The sequence below is a fragment of the Aliidiomarina iranensis genome (genome assembly GCF_003987135.1).
GTDB lineage: Bacteria > Pseudomonadota > Gammaproteobacteria > Enterobacterales > Alteromonadaceae > Aliidiomarina > Aliidiomarina iranensis.
The window spans coordinates 56,914-73,413 of the sequence record NZ_PIPJ01000005.1; the positions used below are offsets into that span (position 1 = coordinate 56,914).

Consider the following 16,500-nt stretch of genomic DNA (forward strand, 5'->3'; position numbering starts at 1 on the left):
TTCGGTTCACACATCCATTGTGTGTTTGATACATCCATTGTCTACTTCCCACATCTATTGTGCGCTTTCTACATCCATTGTTCGGGAATATTAGTTTTGGCTAGAAAACTCAGGTGCCGCTTTCAAAGCATCACGCGTTACATCTGCATGTAGCTCTTGATCATCAGCAGGGCCAGTGCGAGTTACGTTATCCCAACTAATCGCAATAGCTTTTTGCCCCATGCCTAGAAATCCTCCCACGCTTACGACAATAGCCACAACCTGGCCATCTTCATCAATAATCAAATCATCCACTGATCCAATCGATTCGTTACCTTTGGTATGAACATCCATACCGATTAAGTTGTTGGTATTCGAACCATGTGGTGGTACTGCGGTTATATGGCCACGGTGTTGCATGCGCGATTGCGCAACTGTATTGCGTTGATTGTTGCTTGCGTGCATATCCGTGCGTTCGCCACTCTTTTGAGCGCGCTCTAAAGCATTTTCGGTACGCTGTGTTGCTCGATCAGTAATCGATTGATCGCGTTCTATAAACTCAGGTGCGGCTTTCAGCGCATCACGTGTTACATCAACACGAAGTTTCACTTCATCAGTAGTAACGGTTCGAGTTACGTTACCCCAACCAATCGCAACATCCTTTTCGCCCATTCCTAGGAAGCCACCAACGCCAACAACAATTGCCACTACTTGGCCGTTTGCATCGATTATCAGGTCGTCTACGGAACCGATATCTTCATTATCATTGGTGTAAACATCCATGCCCATCAAACTGCTCGCATGCATACCATTCACGGGAACTGAATTGAGGTAGCTGTGATGGTTTGCAGTGGCTTTCGCGGCTTGGCGCTGTTGATTTACATTTGATTTAGCACTCTGGCTAATTGGCGCAGTTAATTGCAGGCGGCCACCATCCAAGTTGCCGGTATATTGAGCCAGAACAGAACCTGCACTCAATGTCAGCGCTGGTGTAACCAACGCATAAAAAGCAAATGTATGTAATTTATTCATATCAATCTCCTTTGAATCGGATTTGCTAACTGAACACGATGTTCGAGTTAACAGCTTCATCACTGCATTCCGTGCCCGACATAATTATCGAGAGGTTTTGAACAGCCGTTAAGCAAATGCTGTTCGCGATGAAGATTTAAGTTACGCCTAGCGTATATTTCGATCAGTTCGCTAGCGCACTTAGTTCTGGCTAAATCCTAGCAAATGCCCATGGGGCCTGAGTTTTACATATCGCTCTTTACCGTTTCTTTAGTGATGAGAACGCCGATAAATGCTTCTGTAAGGCTAAGGTGCCCCCTGAGGTGTTCGTAAACGATGAGCCGAATCAGTAGTAGGGGTTCCGAGTAATCTCTGGTATTCGTTAATACCATTTTGGTAGCACTCGCAGCTAGCGTGCTCTAGAGCTGTTCGGTTAGTAATCAGTATCTTCCCGCGGCTATATTTGATCAGGTGATTCTGCTGCATAACTCCTGCAGCTACAGAAACACCACTGCGGCGAACGCCGAGCATGTCGGCTAAGAATTGATGAGTTAAGTGAAATTCGTTACTGTGAGCGCGATCGTGGCTTATCAACAGCCAACGTGCTAACCGCTGGTCTAGTTCATGGAAATGCGCGCATGCTGTGCTTTGTGAGAGCTGCATGATTAGGATGAACAAATATTGTTTGAGTATGCCCCGAAGGCTAGGGCAATAAAGCAGGAGTTGTTGCAAATCACTAGCGTTGATACGCCAGGCTGTCCCTTTACCTTGCACAACCGCTTGGATTGGTGCATTCGGTAAATTCAGAACCATAGTTACACCGAGCATTCCTTCGTTGCCAATAACGCCTATTTCTAGCGGCTTGTGTTCAGACAATTCAGTAACCAAGGAGATAAAGCCGCTCATAGGAAAGTAAAGATAGCGGTATTTTTGATCACGCTCACAGAGCACATCAGCAAATTGCAGTTGCACAACTTCACAGTGTCTCAACAACAAGCGGCGCTCTTGCGCAGGAAGGAGTTCAATTAGGTGATTTGTAATGGTTGAAGTTGCCAATCTAGACACAAGAATAACCTTTAGCACGAGCTTTACCAGCATGGCGTAAGGAAGGTGCTATCAACCCTACACCATGAGTATGTGGAACTTAGGGTAGGAACTCTGTGCGCTAGACAACGCAGCGGTTAGATTGGTTTTGCTAGGTTATTGATTTTATGAGGGCAATAGGGAAGTAAACGATCAGTTTCAGATTTCACAACGCTATAGCATTCACAACAAATCGCTTCTAATTTTGGGCGATCCGTAATTTCGATACGTCCTCGGCTGTAATCAATAACGCCTTTTGCGTGTAAACGGCCAGCCGCTTCCGTGACACCCTCGCGGCGCACGCCTAACATGTTGGCGATTAATTCTTGGGTCATAACTAAATGGTTATCTTTTAACCTATCAAGGGATAACAGAAGCCATCGACAAAGCTGTTGTTCAATACTATGGTGCCGATTGCACACTGCAGTTTGCGCCATTTGCGTAATGAGCGCTTGCGCGTAACGCAATGCTAAGTCAAGTAAATCGCCGTGCAAATTGAATTCGGTTTTCATGCGTGAACCCACAATACGATAGGCATAACCGTGGCTTTGTACGATACCGCGGCTCGTTGTGCTTTCACCGCCCATTAGCAACGACATTCCAACAAAGCCATCATTGCCAACCACTGATATTTCGGCCTGCGAGCCGTTTTCCATAACGTACAACAGCGAAACAATGCAATTTGTTGGGAAATATACGTGGCGCATTACTTCGCCAGCTTCATACAATACCGCTCCTAAAGGCATTTCTACGAGTTCCATATGCGGAAATAGCCGCTGTTGGATAGGCTCAGGCAGGGCATTTAAGAACGCATTTTGTGTTGGTTCTTGGTTTTTTAACTTCGAGCAGTCAACCCTGGAAACGTGGGGCATTGATATATCCTTATACATCGAATGTGATCCTTTGAGTATAGTTCAGATTAAAGCCTTATCCGTGCGCTACCGCACATATTAATTCTGAAGATTTCGTGTTTAAGGTGAAATAATAAAATTAGTGTTTAAATTTAAGTGTATAAGCTATATTTCAGTCATTATTCCTGTTGTATGTTCGAGTAACTTTAGTGAATCTTTACGCTGCGAACCTAATTAAGGTGCGCTATCGCACGGAGAGCATTGAGCGTCAGAGCTATGCTCAATACTGATCTTGCAGCAACACTCTTGTTGCTAGCAAGTACTCTCGTGAGGAGCTTGATATGAACTATGAAAAACGCGACACCATGGGCATCTATAAAGAAGATCTTAGTGGACCTGGCCCACACTTAATGGGTGCTGATACCTTAATTGGCAACGATGTTTATAACCACAAAGACGAAAACCTCGGTGACATTAAAGAGATTATGTTAGATGTCACTAATGGTACAGTAACTTACGCAGTGCTGTCGTACAGTACGTTCCTTGGTTTAGGTGAAAAGCTATTTGCAGTGCCGTGGAAGGCACTGAAGCTAGACACAGAGAACAAACGTTTTGTTCTTAATGTTGAAAAGGATAGCCTGAGTGACGCTCCCGGCTTCGATAAGAAAAACTGGCCTAATTTTGCTGATGAGAAATGGAGCCGTGATGTGAACACCTTTTATGCATCAGCGGTGACAACGAAATTCCCTAGAAAATAATATCTATTGTTAACAAAAAACCCGCTTAAATTAGCGGGTTTTTCATTTCTAATGTTAGCTAGCGCACATACAAAATGCAGATGCTGATACAGAGTTATTATTCAATTGCACTCAACGGACAAATATTATGTTAGAAACAATTATTATAATACTGATTATTCTTTGGGCTTTAGGCCTGGTGACATCTTATACTTTAGGCGGTTTTATACACATACTACTCGTCATTGCACTTATCGTTATTGTACTACGCTTGGTTCGTGGCCGTAGAATTTAAATTTTCAATCTTTAGAGCGATGCGCGAATTGCGTCCACTTTGTCGGTGCGTTCCCAAGGGAACTCATCGCGCCCGAAGTGGCCGTATGCCGCGGTGGCTTGATAAATTGGCTGCTCCAAATCAAGCATTTTGATAATCCCATAGGGGCGTAAATCGAAATGATCACGAATAATTCGAATCAACGTATCTTCATCATGCTTACTCGTACCAAAGGTTTCAACACTGATAGACGTGGGCTCGGCAACGCCTATTGCATAAGAAACTTGCAGCTCTAAGCGTTCGGCAAGGCCAGCCGCAACTAAATTCTTCGCGACATAGCGCGCGGCATAAGCGGCACTGCGGTCTACTTTCGAGGGGTCCTTACCTGAGAATGCCCCCCCACCATGGCGCGCCATGCCGCCATATGTATCCACAATAATTTTCCGGCCAGTTAAGCCACAATCACCCATAGGGCCACCAATTACAAAGCGGCCAGTTGGGTTGATATGAATCTGTGTGTTCTTAGTTAACCACTCAGTTGGTAGCACAGGCTTGATAATAGTATCCATCACAGCGTCGCGAAGCGTACTCAAATCAATTTCCGGTGCATGTTGAGTGGATAATACAATCGCATCGATACCTACCGGTTTGCCATCTTCGTAAATAAAGGTAAGTTGGCTTTTCGCATCGGGCCGCAACCAAGGTAAATCGCTGCGGCGCATATCCGCTTGGCGTTGTACGAGTTTATGTGCGTACATGATGGGCGCTGGCATTAATTCTGCGGTTTCATTTGAGGCATAACCAAACATTAAGCCTTGATCGCCCGCGCCTTGATCTTCTGGGCGAGCCCGATCAACACCTTGGTTGATATCCGGCGATTGTTTACCAATGGCATTAAGTACTGCACAGCTATCTGCATCAAAGCCCATATCTGAGTGGGTGTAGCCAATTTTACGAACGGCTGCGCGAGTGAGTTCTTCGATATCCACCCAAGCATTTGTATTAATTTCACCACCCACCAACACCATGCCGGTTTTAACATAGGTTTCGCAGGCCACACGGGCTTTCGGATCTTGGGTAAGGATGGCATCTAAAACTGCATCAGAAATTTGATCTGCAATTTTATCAGGATGCCCCTCGGAAACCGATTCAGAAGTAAATAAATGACGTGCCATAAGTTCTCAATGCTCCAATAATTTGCGCGTATGTTAGCGCATAATCCTGCGTAAATCTAGTTTTAGACGTCTATCTGTCTATATGCGTTAGCTGCCAAAGGCTCCATCATGCGGAGAAGGCTGCTTTCGTGACGTGCTCTTGTTCACAATACGTGCTTTCAATTTGCGTGAGCTGCCGGAATGATAGACAATACCGCGCACAAGGTTACGCCTTGAGCCCTTCAAATGATCATAAAAGCTAGGAGTTTCTGATGTCAGATCGCCGCTATTTTGCTAATGCTATTCGTGCCTTAAGTATGGACGCCGTTCAAGAAGCCAAATCGGGCCACCCCGGTGCACCCATGGGCATGGCGGATATAGCCGAAGTATTGTGGCGAGATTACCTATCGCACAACCCAAGCAACCCAAACTGGGTTAATCGCGATCGCTTCGTGCTCTCGAATGGTCATGGCTCTATGCTGATATATTCTTTATTGCATTTAACCGGCTATGACGTATCGATTGACGATTTAAAGAGTTTTCGCCAACTGCATTCAAAAACACCAGGGCATCCAGAATACGGTTACACTCCCGGCGTAGAAACCACCACAGGTCCACTTGGCCAAGGTGTTGCCAATGCGGTGGGAATGGCGATTGCTGAAAAAGTATTGGCGGCACAGTTTAATCAAACAAATTTCCCGATTGTTGATCATTACACTTACACCTTCTTAGGCGATGGCTGCTTGATGGAGGGCATTTCGCACGAGGCATGCTCGCTGGCTGGCACTCTTGGCCTCGGAAAATTAATCGCTTTTTATGACGATAATGGCATTTCTATCGATGGCGAGGTAGAAGGTTGGTTTACCGACGACACCGCGAAGCGCTTTGAAAGTTATGGTTGGCAAGTGCTTGCTGATGTTGATGGCCATGATAGCGCTGCCGTAACGAAAGCCATTGAAGCTGCGCGAGCAGAAACGAACAAGCCTACACTTATTTGCTGCAAAACCGTTATTGGCTTTGGTGCCCCCAATAAGCAAGGCACCGAAAGCTGCCATGGCGCGCCTTTAGGCGATGAAGAAATCGCGGCTACCCGCAAGGCCTTAGGCTGGGAGCACGGTAAATTTGAAATTCCTGATGATGTGTATACTGCATGGTCAGCATTTGCTAGTGGAGCCGAAGCTGAAGTCGAGTGGAATGAGCTGTTTGCTGCATACGGCAAAGCTTATCCAGAACTCGCAGCGGAGCTTCTGCGCCGAATGAAGGGTGAATTACCAGCCGATTGGGCTGCCACTTCGCAAGCTTACATTGAAGAGCTGCAAGCGAATCCAGAAAAAATTGCTACTCGTAAGGCATCGCAAAATACCTTAAATGCCTTTGGCCCTTGTTTACCTGAATTTCTTGGTGGCTCTGCTGATTTAGCCGGATCGAATCTTACCATTTGGAAGGATTCCAAGCCTTTAACCACAGCCGATTTTTCGGGTAACTACATTTATTATGGCGTGCGTGAATTCGGTATGTCGGCAATTATGAACGGCATTCAATTACATGGTGGCTTCCGCCCTTATGGCGCAACCTTTCTGATGTTTATGGAATATGCGCGCAATGCGATTCGCATGGCATCATTAATGAAGCAGCCAGTGATTCATGTTTACACCCATGATTCAATTGGATTGGGTGAAGATGGGCCAACGCACCAACCAGTGGAACAACTGGCGAATCTGCGTTTAACGCCGAACTGCGAAAGCTGGCGCCCATGTGATCAAGTAGAATCAGCTGTTGCCTGGCAGGCGGCGGTTGAGCGCAGTGATGGGCCTACTTGTTTAATATTTACGCGCCAAGGTGTTGCGCAAATGGCACGTGATACGCAGCAACTAAAAGATGTACGCAAAGGCGGCTATGTGTTGAAAGATTTTGCTGCTGAGCCGGAGCTGATTTTAATCGCCACGGGCTCTGAAGTGGAACTCGCCATGCAGGCGGCTGAAGCGCTCACCGCTAAAGGCGAAAAGGTTCGGGTAGTTTCAATGCCTTCAACCTGTGTTTTTGATAAACAAGATAAAGCCTATCGTGATTCGGTATTACCGCCCAGTGTGCGCCGCCGTGTTGCAGTAGAAGCTGGTATTGCTGATTTCTGGCACAAATACACAGGTTTCGAAGGCGCAGTAGTAGGGATGACCACATTTGGCGAATCGGCGCCTGCAGATCAGTTGTTTGCACACTTTGGTTTCACGGTAGAAAATGTTGTGGCGGTAGCACAGAACCTTTAATGAGTTGAGGCGTATGTATTGCGAGCGTAATGATAGCGCTCGTAATCATTGAGGATAATATGACAGCCAGAAGTAATGTGCTTAAGCAACCGAATCAAGCTGGAAACAAGCCGAAAGTTCGAGTGGCGATAAACGGATTTGGCCGCATTGGCCGAAGTGTTGTGCGTGCTTGGTATGAATCTGGCTGGCACCAACAAATTGAGCTGGTTGCGATCAATGAACTAGCATCAAATTCCGGCATAGCGCACCTGCTGCAGTATGATTCTACTCATGGTAAGTTTGCCGCCAAGGTAACCCTTGAAGGCGATGTTTTACGTGTGGCTGAGCACGATATTCAGATCTTACACTGCGCCGAAATTGCCGCACTACCTTGGCAGGAATTAGATATTGATGTGGTTTTAGAGTGCACTGGGGTGTTTGGCAGCCGTGAAGATGGCCACGCGCACTTAGAAGCTGGAGCTCGGCGAGTGTTGTTCTCTCATCCGGCTTCACCTGAGGTGGATTTCACTATTATCCAAGGCATTAATCAGAACGAACTAAAACCGGAGCACCGTATTGTTTCAAACGGATCCTGCACCACAAATTGTATTGTGCCGGTGATAAAAGTGCTCGACGATGCTTTTGGTGTTGATAGTGGCACCATCACTACCATTCACTCAGCGATGAACGATCAGCAAGTTATTGATGCTTATCATGATAACTTGCGCCTTGCGCGAGCCAGTTCGCAATCTATTATTCCGGTAGATACTCGCTTAGCACGCGGAATTGAGCGGATTTTGCCGAAATTTGCTGGCCGCTTTGAAGCCATTGCGGTGCGGGTGCCAACCACGAATGTTACCGCGATGGATTTGAGTGTTACGTTGCAAAGTGATGTGAATATCGATGCAGTGAATGCCGCATTAAAGGCGGCCGCGGCTAAATCATTACCGGGTATTCTCGGCTACACAGAGCTGCCTTTGGTATCTTCAGATTTTAATCACGATCCGCACTCAAGTATTGTGGATGGCACGCAAACCCGAGTAAGCCATAAAAAATTAGTAAAAACGTTAAGCTGGTGCGACAACGAATGGGGCTTTGCTAACCGAATGTTAGAATCAGCGAACGATTTGGCCTTGCTAGATTAATCAGAATGCAGAAAAGGATTATTTCATGACCATTAAATACATGACCGATATAGATTTGCGTGGCAAACGTGTGCTTATTCGCGAAGATCTCAATGTGCCGATTAAAAATGGCAAAGTAACCTCAGATGCGCGTTTGCGAGCTGCCTTACCCACGCTAGAGAAAGCCTTGCAGCAGGGCGCAAAAGTGATGGTGATGTCGCATCTTGGACGGCCAGAAGAAGGCGTTTTTGATGAGGCTTACTCGATGGCGCCAGTAGTGAAGTATTTGGCATCAGCCCTGAAATTTCCGGTACGTTTAGAAACCAATTATTTAGATGGTGTAGATGTTGCCGGTGGTGAGCTCGTAGTGTTTGAAAATGTGCGCTTTAACGAAGGTGAAAAGAAAAACGATCCAACACTAGCGAAAAAAATGGCTGCGCTCTGTGATGTATTTGTTATGGATGCTTTTGGCACTGCTCATCGCGCCCAAGCTTCTACCTATGGCGTGGCACAATACGCGCCGATCGCCTGTGCTGGCCCGTTATTGGCCGCCGAACTCGATGCTTTAGGTAAAGCGCTGCATAATCCGAAACGGCCACTGGTAGCTATTGTTGGTGGCTCGAAGGTATCAACTAAGTTAATGGTGCTAGATTCCTTAGTGCGGAAAGTTGATCAGCTTATTGTTGGTGGCGGTATAGCGAATACCTTTATCGCGGCAGCGGGCCATGATGTAGCCAAATCGTTGTACGAAGAAGATTTATTAAAAGAAGCTTCGCGCCTGGCTGAATCGGGCAAAACTCGCGGTGCAGAAATACCGATTCCAACCGATGTTGTAGTAGGCGATAAGTTCAGTGAAGATGCGAACGCAGTTACTAAGGCGGTAGCTGAGGTTTCTGGCGATGATCAAATTTTTGATATTGGCCCAGAAACTGCAGAAAAACTGGCGGCTATGCTCGAAAATGCGGGCACCATTTTATGGAATGGCCCGGTAGGTGTGTTTGAATTTGAGAAATTTGCGGCAGGTACAAAGGTTCTTGCCAATGCAATTGCAAATAGCGAGGCGTTTTCAATCGCCGGTGGTGGTGATACCCTTGCTGCTATTGATAAATATGGCATTGCCGATAAAATCTCCTATATTTCTACAGGTGGCGGTGCGTTTTTAGAATTCCTAGAGGGCAAGAAATTGCCGGCAGTTGCTATTTTAGAGGCTCGTGGAAGCGAATAATTAAAATTAATGGATAAAGTTTAGGAGTGAATTAAATGGCTTTAATTTCAATGCGGCAAATGCTCGATCACGCAGCCGAATTCGGTTATGGCGTGCCTGCGTTCAACGTAAATAACTTAGAACAAATGCGTGCAATTATGATGGCAGCTGATGATACCGATAGCCCGGTAATTGTTCAGGCATCAGCTGGCGCTCGTAAATATGCAGGTGCCCCGTTTTTACGCCACCTCATTTTGGCGGCTGTGGAAGAATTTCCGCATATCCCTGTAGTAATGCACCAAGACCACGGCACTTCGCCAGCGATTTGCCAGCGCTCGATTCAACTGGGCTTTAGCTCGGTTATGATGGATGGTTCTTTGCGTGAAGATGGCAAAACCCCGGCCGATTACGATTACAACCTAGATGTAACTCGCCGAGTTGTGGAAATGGCCCACGCTTGTGGTGTTTCGGTAGAAGGCGAATTAGGTTGTTTGGGTTCATTAGAAACCGGCCAAGCCGGTGAAGAAGATGGCGTAGGTGCCGAAGGTACGTTAAGCCACGATCAACTGTTAACTGATCCTGAAGAAGCGGCTGATTTCGTGAAGAAAACGCAAGTAGATGCGCTCGCTATTGCGTGTGGAACATCTCATGGCGCGTATAAATTTACGCGGCCACCCACAGGCGATATTCTAGCCATTGATCGCATCAAAGACATTCATGCTCGTATCCCTGATACGCACCTTGTAATGCATGGCAGTTCTTCCGTGCCACAAGAGTGGCTTGCGGTTATCAACGAATTTGGTGGTGAAATTCCGGAAACTTATGGTGTGCCGGTAGAACAAATTCAGGAAGGTATCCGCTACGGTGTTCGTAAAGTAAATATCGATACCGATCTGCGTTTAGCTTCAACCGGAGCTGTACGTAAGTTCTTGGCCGAAAATAAGGCTGAGTTTGATCCGCGTAAATATTTGCAAGCATCTACTAAAGCGATGTATGAGATTTGTAAGGCTCGCTATGAAGCCTTTGGAACTGCAGGTAATGCCAGTAAAATCAAGCCTGTATCATTAGAAGAAATGTTTATGCGTTATGAGCGTGGTGAGCTAGCTGCCACAATCAAATAAGCCTTTAGAAAACAACCTAGGCTATATAAAAAACCATCGGTAAAGTATTTGCCGATGGTTTTTGCATTTTAGGGTACGAAATCTGGCTAGATTCCGTTAAAATACAAATATTCGGTGTTGTGCAAAAGCTGCGTAGCGAATAAAAACATCAAAATCACGCAAAAGATCGAAACCGCGTAGGAAATCGATCACAAAAAGGAGGCCCTGTGCGCCTAAAAATTATAGGACTCGCCTTGCTAGGGTATTCGGGGATGGCATCATCATCAACTTTCATGTTTGATGATATTCAAGATGTGGATCCAGCCAAACAAGATGGTAAATGGCGTGCTACCGCTGAACTCGGCGTTCTGGTGCGTACCGGTAACACCGATTCGCAATCTTGGAAAAGTAAACTTGATTTGCAACGTGACACCGAAGTTTGGCGAAATCGTGCAGTGATTGATTACTATCTGCAAGAACGGGATAGCGAAGATGGTACAACGGTAAAAGACGCCGACCGCTTGTTTCTCTCTGCGCAGGGCAACCGAAAATTTGATGCCGGAAGCCATTCTTCGTTCTTTCTTTATGGCTCCTATGAAGACGACGCATTAAACAGTTTTGAATATCAATCCACAGTGGCAGCGGGTTACGGTGCTCGTGTTGATTTCAATGAGAGCATGTTCACTGATTTTGAAATAGGTCCGGGTTATGCCTACGATAAGCGGCGTGATACGGGTGAAACCGAAGGCAGCTTTATTGTTCGTGCGGCGGCCAACTATGATTGGCAAATCAGCGAAACGGCGCGATTTACGCAGTTAGTATCAACGGAAGTAGGTAACGATAATACGCGCTCTCGGGCAGTGAGCGCACTTACAGCGAACTTGAACTCACGCTTAGCAATGCGCCTTACCTTAACGCTAACACACAACTCAACGGTGTATGAACAAGCGAGCGGTAGAATACCTGACAAGCTTGATACAGAAACCGCGGTAACACTGGTTTACACTTTTTAAGTAAGCATTGAAGCCACCACAAGTATTTGCCCGGAAGTTTCTTCCGGGCTTTTTCGAATATATCTACAGAGATTTTTAAAACCTTACTTTTGAAGCTTTTATTTTAGAGAATTAAATAGGTGCCGTGCACATCATGAAACGTTCAGATTTTTATTTTGAATTACCGGAAAAGCTTATCGCTCATTATCCGCAGCCAGATCGAAGCAGCAGCCGTTTGCTTACGCTTGATGGGCCAACTGGCGCAATAGCTCACCGGCAGTTTCGTGAACTTCCTGATCTATTGAATGCAGGTGATCTCTTGGTGTTTAACGATACCCGAGTCATACCGGCGCGTTTGCTTGGACAAAAGGTATCAGGTGGTAAAATTGAGGTTTTGGTTGAGCGGGTTATTGATGATCACCACGTTTTAGCTCATGTGCGGGCGAATCGGGCGCCGAAACCCGGAACCGAATTGCTTTTAGAAAATGCGGTTTCTTGTGTTATTGGTGAGCGCGCGGATGCGCTGTTCGAGGTGCATTTCGATAAAAGCCGCACGGTTTTAGAGTGGCTGGAAGAATATGGCCACATGCCGTTGCCGCCCTATATCGATCGGCCAGATGAGGCCAGTGACCGCGAACGCTATCAAACGGTTTATGGCGTTAAACCCGGAGCAGTGGCTGCACCTACAGCAGGTTTGCATTTCGATAGCGCAGTAATGGATGCACTTGCGGCGAAAGGTGTTGAAACGGCTTACGTAACCTTGCATGTGGGTGCCGGTACCTTTCAGCCGGTGCGGGCCGACGATATTCGCGAACATAAAATGCATAGTGAATACGCGGTTGTGCCAGAATCAGTGGTAGCAGCCGTAGAAGCTACCCGAGCTCGCGGTGGCCGAGTAGTGGCGGTAGGTACTACATCAGTGCGCTCTTTAGAATCAGCAGCACAGGCTCACGGTGGTGAATTAGCGGAATTCGCGGCAGAAACAGATATCTTTATTTACCCAGGATATAAGTTCAACGTGGTTGATGCCATGTTAACCAACTTTCATTTACCCGAATCCACACTCATTATGTTGATATCTGCCTTTGCGGGTAAAGCAGAAGTAATGGCCGCTTATGAAGCTGCCATCGAACAAGAATATCGATTCTTCAGTTACGGTGATGCAATGTTCATTACCGGAAAACACACGGCAACACAGGATTAACAGGCAAAACATGAAGTTTGAATTATTGAAAAGCACTGGCAAAGTGCGCCGTGGGCGAATGACATTTGAGCGTGGCACGGTGGAAACACCGGCCTTCATGCCGGTGGGCACTTTGGGTACGGTAAAAGGTATGAGCCCAGAGGAGCTAAAAGCAACGGGCGCCGAAATTTGTTTAGGGAATACCTTTCATTTAATGTTACGGCCTGGCACGCAAATCATTCAACAGCACGGCGATCTCCATGATTTTATGAACTGGGATAAGCCGATTCTTACCGATTCGGGCGGTTTCCAAGTGTTTAGCTTAGGCGATCTGCGCAAAATTTCAGAAGAGGGTGTGGTATTTCGCTCGCCAATTAATGGTGAAAAGATCTTACTAACGCCGGAAAAATCGATGGAAGTACAGCGTGAGCTGGGTTCAGATATTGTTATGATATTCGACGAATGCACCCCGCACCCAGCTACGGTTAAACAAGCGGAAGATTCAATGCAGCTCTCGTTGCGTTGGGCGCAGCGCTCAAAAGAAGCCCATGGCGATAGCAAAGCGGCGTTATTTGGTATCATTCAAGGCGGCATGTACGAAGATCTCCGCGATGTATCGCTCACTGGGCTAACGAATATTGGTTTTGATGGTTATGCCATCGGCGGCCTATCCGTGGGCGAGCCAAAAGAAGATATGATGCGAATTCTGGACCATGTAGCGCCCAAGATGCCAGAAGATAAGCCGCGCTATTTGATGGGCGTAGGCAAACCCGAAGATTTGGTTGAAGCTGTGCGCCGAGGCGTAGATATGTTCGATTGTGTGATGCCAACTCGGAATGCCCGAAATGGCCATTTGTTCACATCTGAAGGCGTTATAAAAATACGCAATGCGCGGCACCGCACGGATACTTCACCGTTGGATAGCCGTTGCGATTGTTATACCTGTAAGCATTATTCGCGTGCGTATTTGCATCACTTAGATCGTTGTAATGAAATTTTAGGTGCCCGTTTAAACACCATTCACAACCTGCACTATTACCAAGCGTTAATGCAAGGTATGCGTGATGCGATCGAAAACGATCAATTTGATCAATTCGTGAACGAGTTTTATGCCCAGCGGGGCGAGAATGTTCCCGAATCCGCATGAATAAATTGATCTTGGGCTTTACACGAGGCTCAAGGTTGTTTAGAATTCAGCACCAATTTTATCCGGCACGGTCAATAACTGGCCTGCGTACTAACGAATTTTTTTGAGGTGATCGGTTAATGCCAGTAGTTAAACTAAAAGAAAACGAGCCATTTGACGTCGCTTTGCGCCGTTTCAAGCGTTCTTGCGAAAAAGCAGGTGTTTTATCTGAAGTTCGTAGCCGCGAATTTTATGAAAAGCCAACTGCAGAGCGCAAGCGCAAGAAAGCTGCAGCAGTGAAGCGTCACGCCAAGAAATTGTCTCGTGAAAACGCTCGCCGCACCCGTCTTTATTAATTAGAAAAATAAATTAATAAAGCATCACGATTTCGTGCAGCTCTTGCTAGTGAGATGTTCGTTTGCAAACAACAGTTTTGAAAACGAAAGGCTAAAAGCCTTGTTTCGATAAACTTGAAATGCAGTGAGCGCCAGAATCGAAATAAAAAAACCGTGCCTCGCACGGTTTTTTTATGGTTTATAGATATGGCTAATAGAATTACCAAGCCGTGCACAAAACGGGTTTTCTTCAGCGCATTAGCAGAGTACATTAATAGCCATGGCCGGATTAATTCCCAAAGACTTTATTCAAGATCTCGTTGCCCGCGCGGACATTGTGAGTGTGGTAGAAAGCCGTGTGCGCTTGAAAAAAGCCGGCCGAAACTACCAAGCGTGCTGCCCCTTCCATAATGAAAAAACACCCTCATTTTCCGTAGCCCCAGATAAGCAGTTTTATCACTGTTTCGGTTGCGGTATGCATGGAAATGCGCTTGATTTCATTATGGAATATGATGGATTAGAGTTTCCTGATGCGGTTGAAGAGCTTGCCGGAATGCTCGGTTTAGATGTACCAAGGGAAACTCGGCCGGGAAGCAAACCGGCACGTGATAAAGCAGAAATAGAAGATGATTTTGCGCTTATGGAAGCCTGCGCAAAGTTCTTCGCTCGCCAATTAAAAGAAAGCCCAGATCGAGAAAAAGTGATTCGCTACCTTAAAGGCCGTGGCTTGAGCGGTGAGGTAGTTCGTGATTTCGGTATTGGTTACGCGCCAAAAGAGTGGGATGCCGTATTGCGGAAATTTGGCGAAAACCGCAAGCAACAAGATCAGTTGTTAGCGCTAAAAATGATCACCGAGAACGAACGGGGTAAGCGTTTCGATTTTTTCCGTGATCGCATTATGTTTCCAATTCGAGATCGCCGTGGCCGCGTGGTTGGCTTTGGTGGCCGGGTGATTGAAAAGAGCGAACCGAAATATTTGAACTCACCGGAAACCCGGCTGTTTCACAAAGGCCGCGAGCTATATGGTTTCTTCGAGATGCGCAAGCAGCACAAGGATCTCGAGCGGGTAATCATTGTTGAAGGTTATATGGATGTTGTTGCTTTGGCGCAACATGGTGTTACCAATGCCGTTGCCGCATTGGGCACTGCGGCAACAACGGATCATTTACAGCTACTTTTCCGGCAATCGAAACAAGTTGTGTGCTGTTTTGATGGCGATAGAGCCGGGCGAGATGCTGCCTGGCGGGCACTGGAAAATGCCTTATCGCTGCTCCGAGATGGTACTGATTTACGCTTCCTCTTTTTACCAGATGGCGAAGACCCCGATACTATCGTACGAGCTGAGGGTGCTGAAGGCTTTAATCAGCGTGTTGAGCAGGCGATGTCCTTTCGCGATTACTTCTTTGAGCATTTAACCAGTAGTGTAGATATTCGAACAGATGCTGGAAAATCAGAAATGATCGCCAAAGGCCGGGAATTAATCGGCCGCGTAGCCAGCGATTTTTATCGCAGTATGTTAATGGAAGAACTAGCGAAACGTTTAAGTAGAACAGTGCAAGAACTTGAAAAATTGGTACCTAGCCCCAATACTTCAGGGAGTGAGAAAAAGAAAGGGGCTGAAGGCCCGAAGTTAACACCAGTAACTCGAGCAATTGGGTTACTCGTACAACATCCCGAGTTAGGCCGCAGTATTCCGGTACATAACGAGCTTGAAAATCTTAACATGCAAGGCATTAAGATATTTATGGGCTTACATCGGCAAACATGCGAGCAACAACTCTCGAGTGCGCAAGTGTTAGAAGCATGGCGTGGCACACGCTTTGAAGAGAGCTTGCGACAATTGGCGCGGTGGGAGCATCAAGTAACCGAAGAAAATTTAGAACGTGAATTTTCCGAAACTTATATGTTTCTTATCGATCGCTATCTAGAACAGCGCTATGAAGAATTAAAAGCACTACCCGCAGCCGAAATGACAAAAGAGCGATTACACGAGTTGAATGAACTTGTACGTATGATGAAGCGTAGTTAAAACTAAACTGGTTGAATCATGCTCTTTTTGTTATAATGAGCGGCTATTCCGCACTAATTTGAAATCGTTTTTACT

At 46.3% G+C, this 16,500-nt stretch carries 15 protein-coding genes; 11 read left to right on the forward strand and 4 right to left on the reverse strand.

Features of this window, described 5'->3' with window-relative positions; genetic code table 11:
* Nucleotides 1-90 precede the first annotated feature (90 nt).
* The 3 genes from CWE08_RS07955 to CWE08_RS07965 form a co-directional block, all read right to left on the reverse strand.
* Nucleotides 91-1,011 carry a PRC-barrel domain-containing protein gene (locus tag CWE08_RS07955; protein ID WP_126767356.1) on the reverse strand — a complete coding sequence of 307 codons (921 nt, stop codon included), beginning with the start codon at nucleotides 1,009-1,011 and terminating at the stop codon, nucleotides 91-93.
* 285 nt (nucleotides 1,012-1,296) lie between these two features.
* Nucleotides 1,297-2,055, reverse strand: coding sequence for a Crp/Fnr family transcriptional regulator (locus tag CWE08_RS07960; RefSeq protein WP_241973861.1), 759 nt, complete (start codon nucleotides 2,053-2,055; stop codon nucleotides 1,297-1,299).
* Nucleotides 2,056-2,171: 116 nt separating this feature from the next.
* Nucleotides 2,172-2,945 (reverse strand): Crp/Fnr family transcriptional regulator, encoded by a 774-nt coding sequence (locus tag CWE08_RS07965; protein WP_126767359.1) that lies wholly within the window; start codon nucleotides 2,943-2,945, stop codon nucleotides 2,172-2,174.
* Between the two features lie 320 nt (nucleotides 2,946-3,265).
* Here CWE08_RS07965 and CWE08_RS07970 point away from each other — a divergent pair, with 320 nt between their 5' ends.
* The gene (locus CWE08_RS07970; RefSeq protein WP_126767361.1) at nucleotides 3,266-3,682 is read left to right on the forward strand and encodes a PRC-barrel domain-containing protein; all 417 of its coding nucleotides are present in this window, start codon (nucleotides 3,266-3,268) and stop codon (nucleotides 3,680-3,682) included.
* A gap of 127 nt (nucleotides 3,683-3,809) precedes the next feature.
* Complete coding sequence (locus CWE08_RS07975) at nucleotides 3,810-3,956, forward strand: lmo0937 family membrane protein (protein ID WP_126767362.1); 147 nt, start codon at nucleotides 3,810-3,812, stop codon at nucleotides 3,954-3,956.
* Nucleotides 3,957-3,967: 11 nt separating this feature from the next.
* On the opposite strand, the gene metK is transcribed toward CWE08_RS07975, so the two are convergent.
* The gene (metK, locus tag CWE08_RS07980; RefSeq protein ID WP_126767364.1) at nucleotides 3,968-5,110 is read right to left on the reverse strand and encodes a methionine adenosyltransferase; all 1,143 of its coding nucleotides are present in this window, start codon (nucleotides 5,108-5,110) and stop codon (nucleotides 3,968-3,970) included.
* A 251-nt stretch (nucleotides 5,111-5,361) separates the two neighbouring features.
* Between metK and tkt the strand changes: the two genes are divergently transcribed.
* The 9 genes from tkt to dnaG all read left to right on the forward strand — a co-directional run bounded on the left by tkt (nucleotide 5,362) and on the right by dnaG (nucleotide 16,425).
* Nucleotides 5,362-7,353: a transketolase gene (gene tkt, locus CWE08_RS07985; protein WP_126767365.1), complete on the forward strand. Its 1,992-nt coding sequence runs from the start codon at nucleotides 5,362-5,364 to the stop codon at nucleotides 7,351-7,353.
* A 59-nt stretch (nucleotides 7,354-7,412) separates the two neighbouring features.
* Entirely contained in the window at nucleotides 7,413-8,477 is a 1,065-nt protein-coding gene (gene epd / locus CWE08_RS07990; protein WP_126767367.1) for an erythrose-4-phosphate dehydrogenase, read from the forward strand.
* Between the two features lie 25 nt (nucleotides 8,478-8,502).
* Nucleotides 8,503-9,681 (forward strand): phosphoglycerate kinase, encoded by a 1,179-nt coding sequence (locus tag CWE08_RS07995; RefSeq protein WP_126767368.1) that lies wholly within the window; start codon nucleotides 8,503-8,505, stop codon nucleotides 9,679-9,681.
* Nucleotides 9,682-9,716: 35 nt separating this feature from the next.
* The gene (fba, locus tag CWE08_RS08000; protein WP_126767370.1) at nucleotides 9,717-10,781 is read left to right on the forward strand and encodes a class II fructose-bisphosphate aldolase; all 1,065 of its coding nucleotides are present in this window, start codon (nucleotides 9,717-9,719) and stop codon (nucleotides 10,779-10,781) included.
* 251 nt (nucleotides 10,782-11,032) lie between these two features.
* Complete coding sequence (locus tag CWE08_RS08005) at nucleotides 11,033-11,773, forward strand: DUF481 domain-containing protein (protein ID WP_126767371.1); 741 nt, start codon at nucleotides 11,033-11,035, stop codon at nucleotides 11,771-11,773.
* A gap of 133 nt (nucleotides 11,774-11,906) precedes the next feature.
* A complete protein-coding gene (gene queA, locus CWE08_RS08010) occupies nucleotides 11,907-12,956 on the forward strand; it encodes a tRNA preQ1(34) S-adenosylmethionine ribosyltransferase-isomerase QueA (protein WP_126767373.1) in 1,050 nt (349 codons plus the stop codon).
* Nucleotides 12,957-12,966: 10 nt separating this feature from the next.
* Nucleotides 12,967-14,082 carry a tRNA guanosine(34) transglycosylase Tgt gene (tgt, locus tag CWE08_RS08015; protein WP_126767374.1) on the forward strand — a complete coding sequence of 372 codons (1,116 nt, stop codon included), beginning with the start codon at nucleotides 12,967-12,969 and terminating at the stop codon, nucleotides 14,080-14,082.
* Nucleotides 14,083-14,201: 119 nt separating this feature from the next.
* Nucleotides 14,202-14,417: a 30S ribosomal protein S21 gene (gene rpsU / locus CWE08_RS08020; RefSeq protein ID WP_126767376.1), complete on the forward strand. Its 216-nt coding sequence runs from the start codon at nucleotides 14,202-14,204 to the stop codon at nucleotides 14,415-14,417.
* Between the two features lie 259 nt (nucleotides 14,418-14,676).
* Nucleotides 14,677-16,425, forward strand: coding sequence for a DNA primase (dnaG, locus tag CWE08_RS08025; protein WP_126767377.1), 1,749 nt, complete (start codon nucleotides 14,677-14,679; stop codon nucleotides 16,423-16,425).
* Nucleotides 16,426-16,500: the final 75 nt, after the last annotated feature.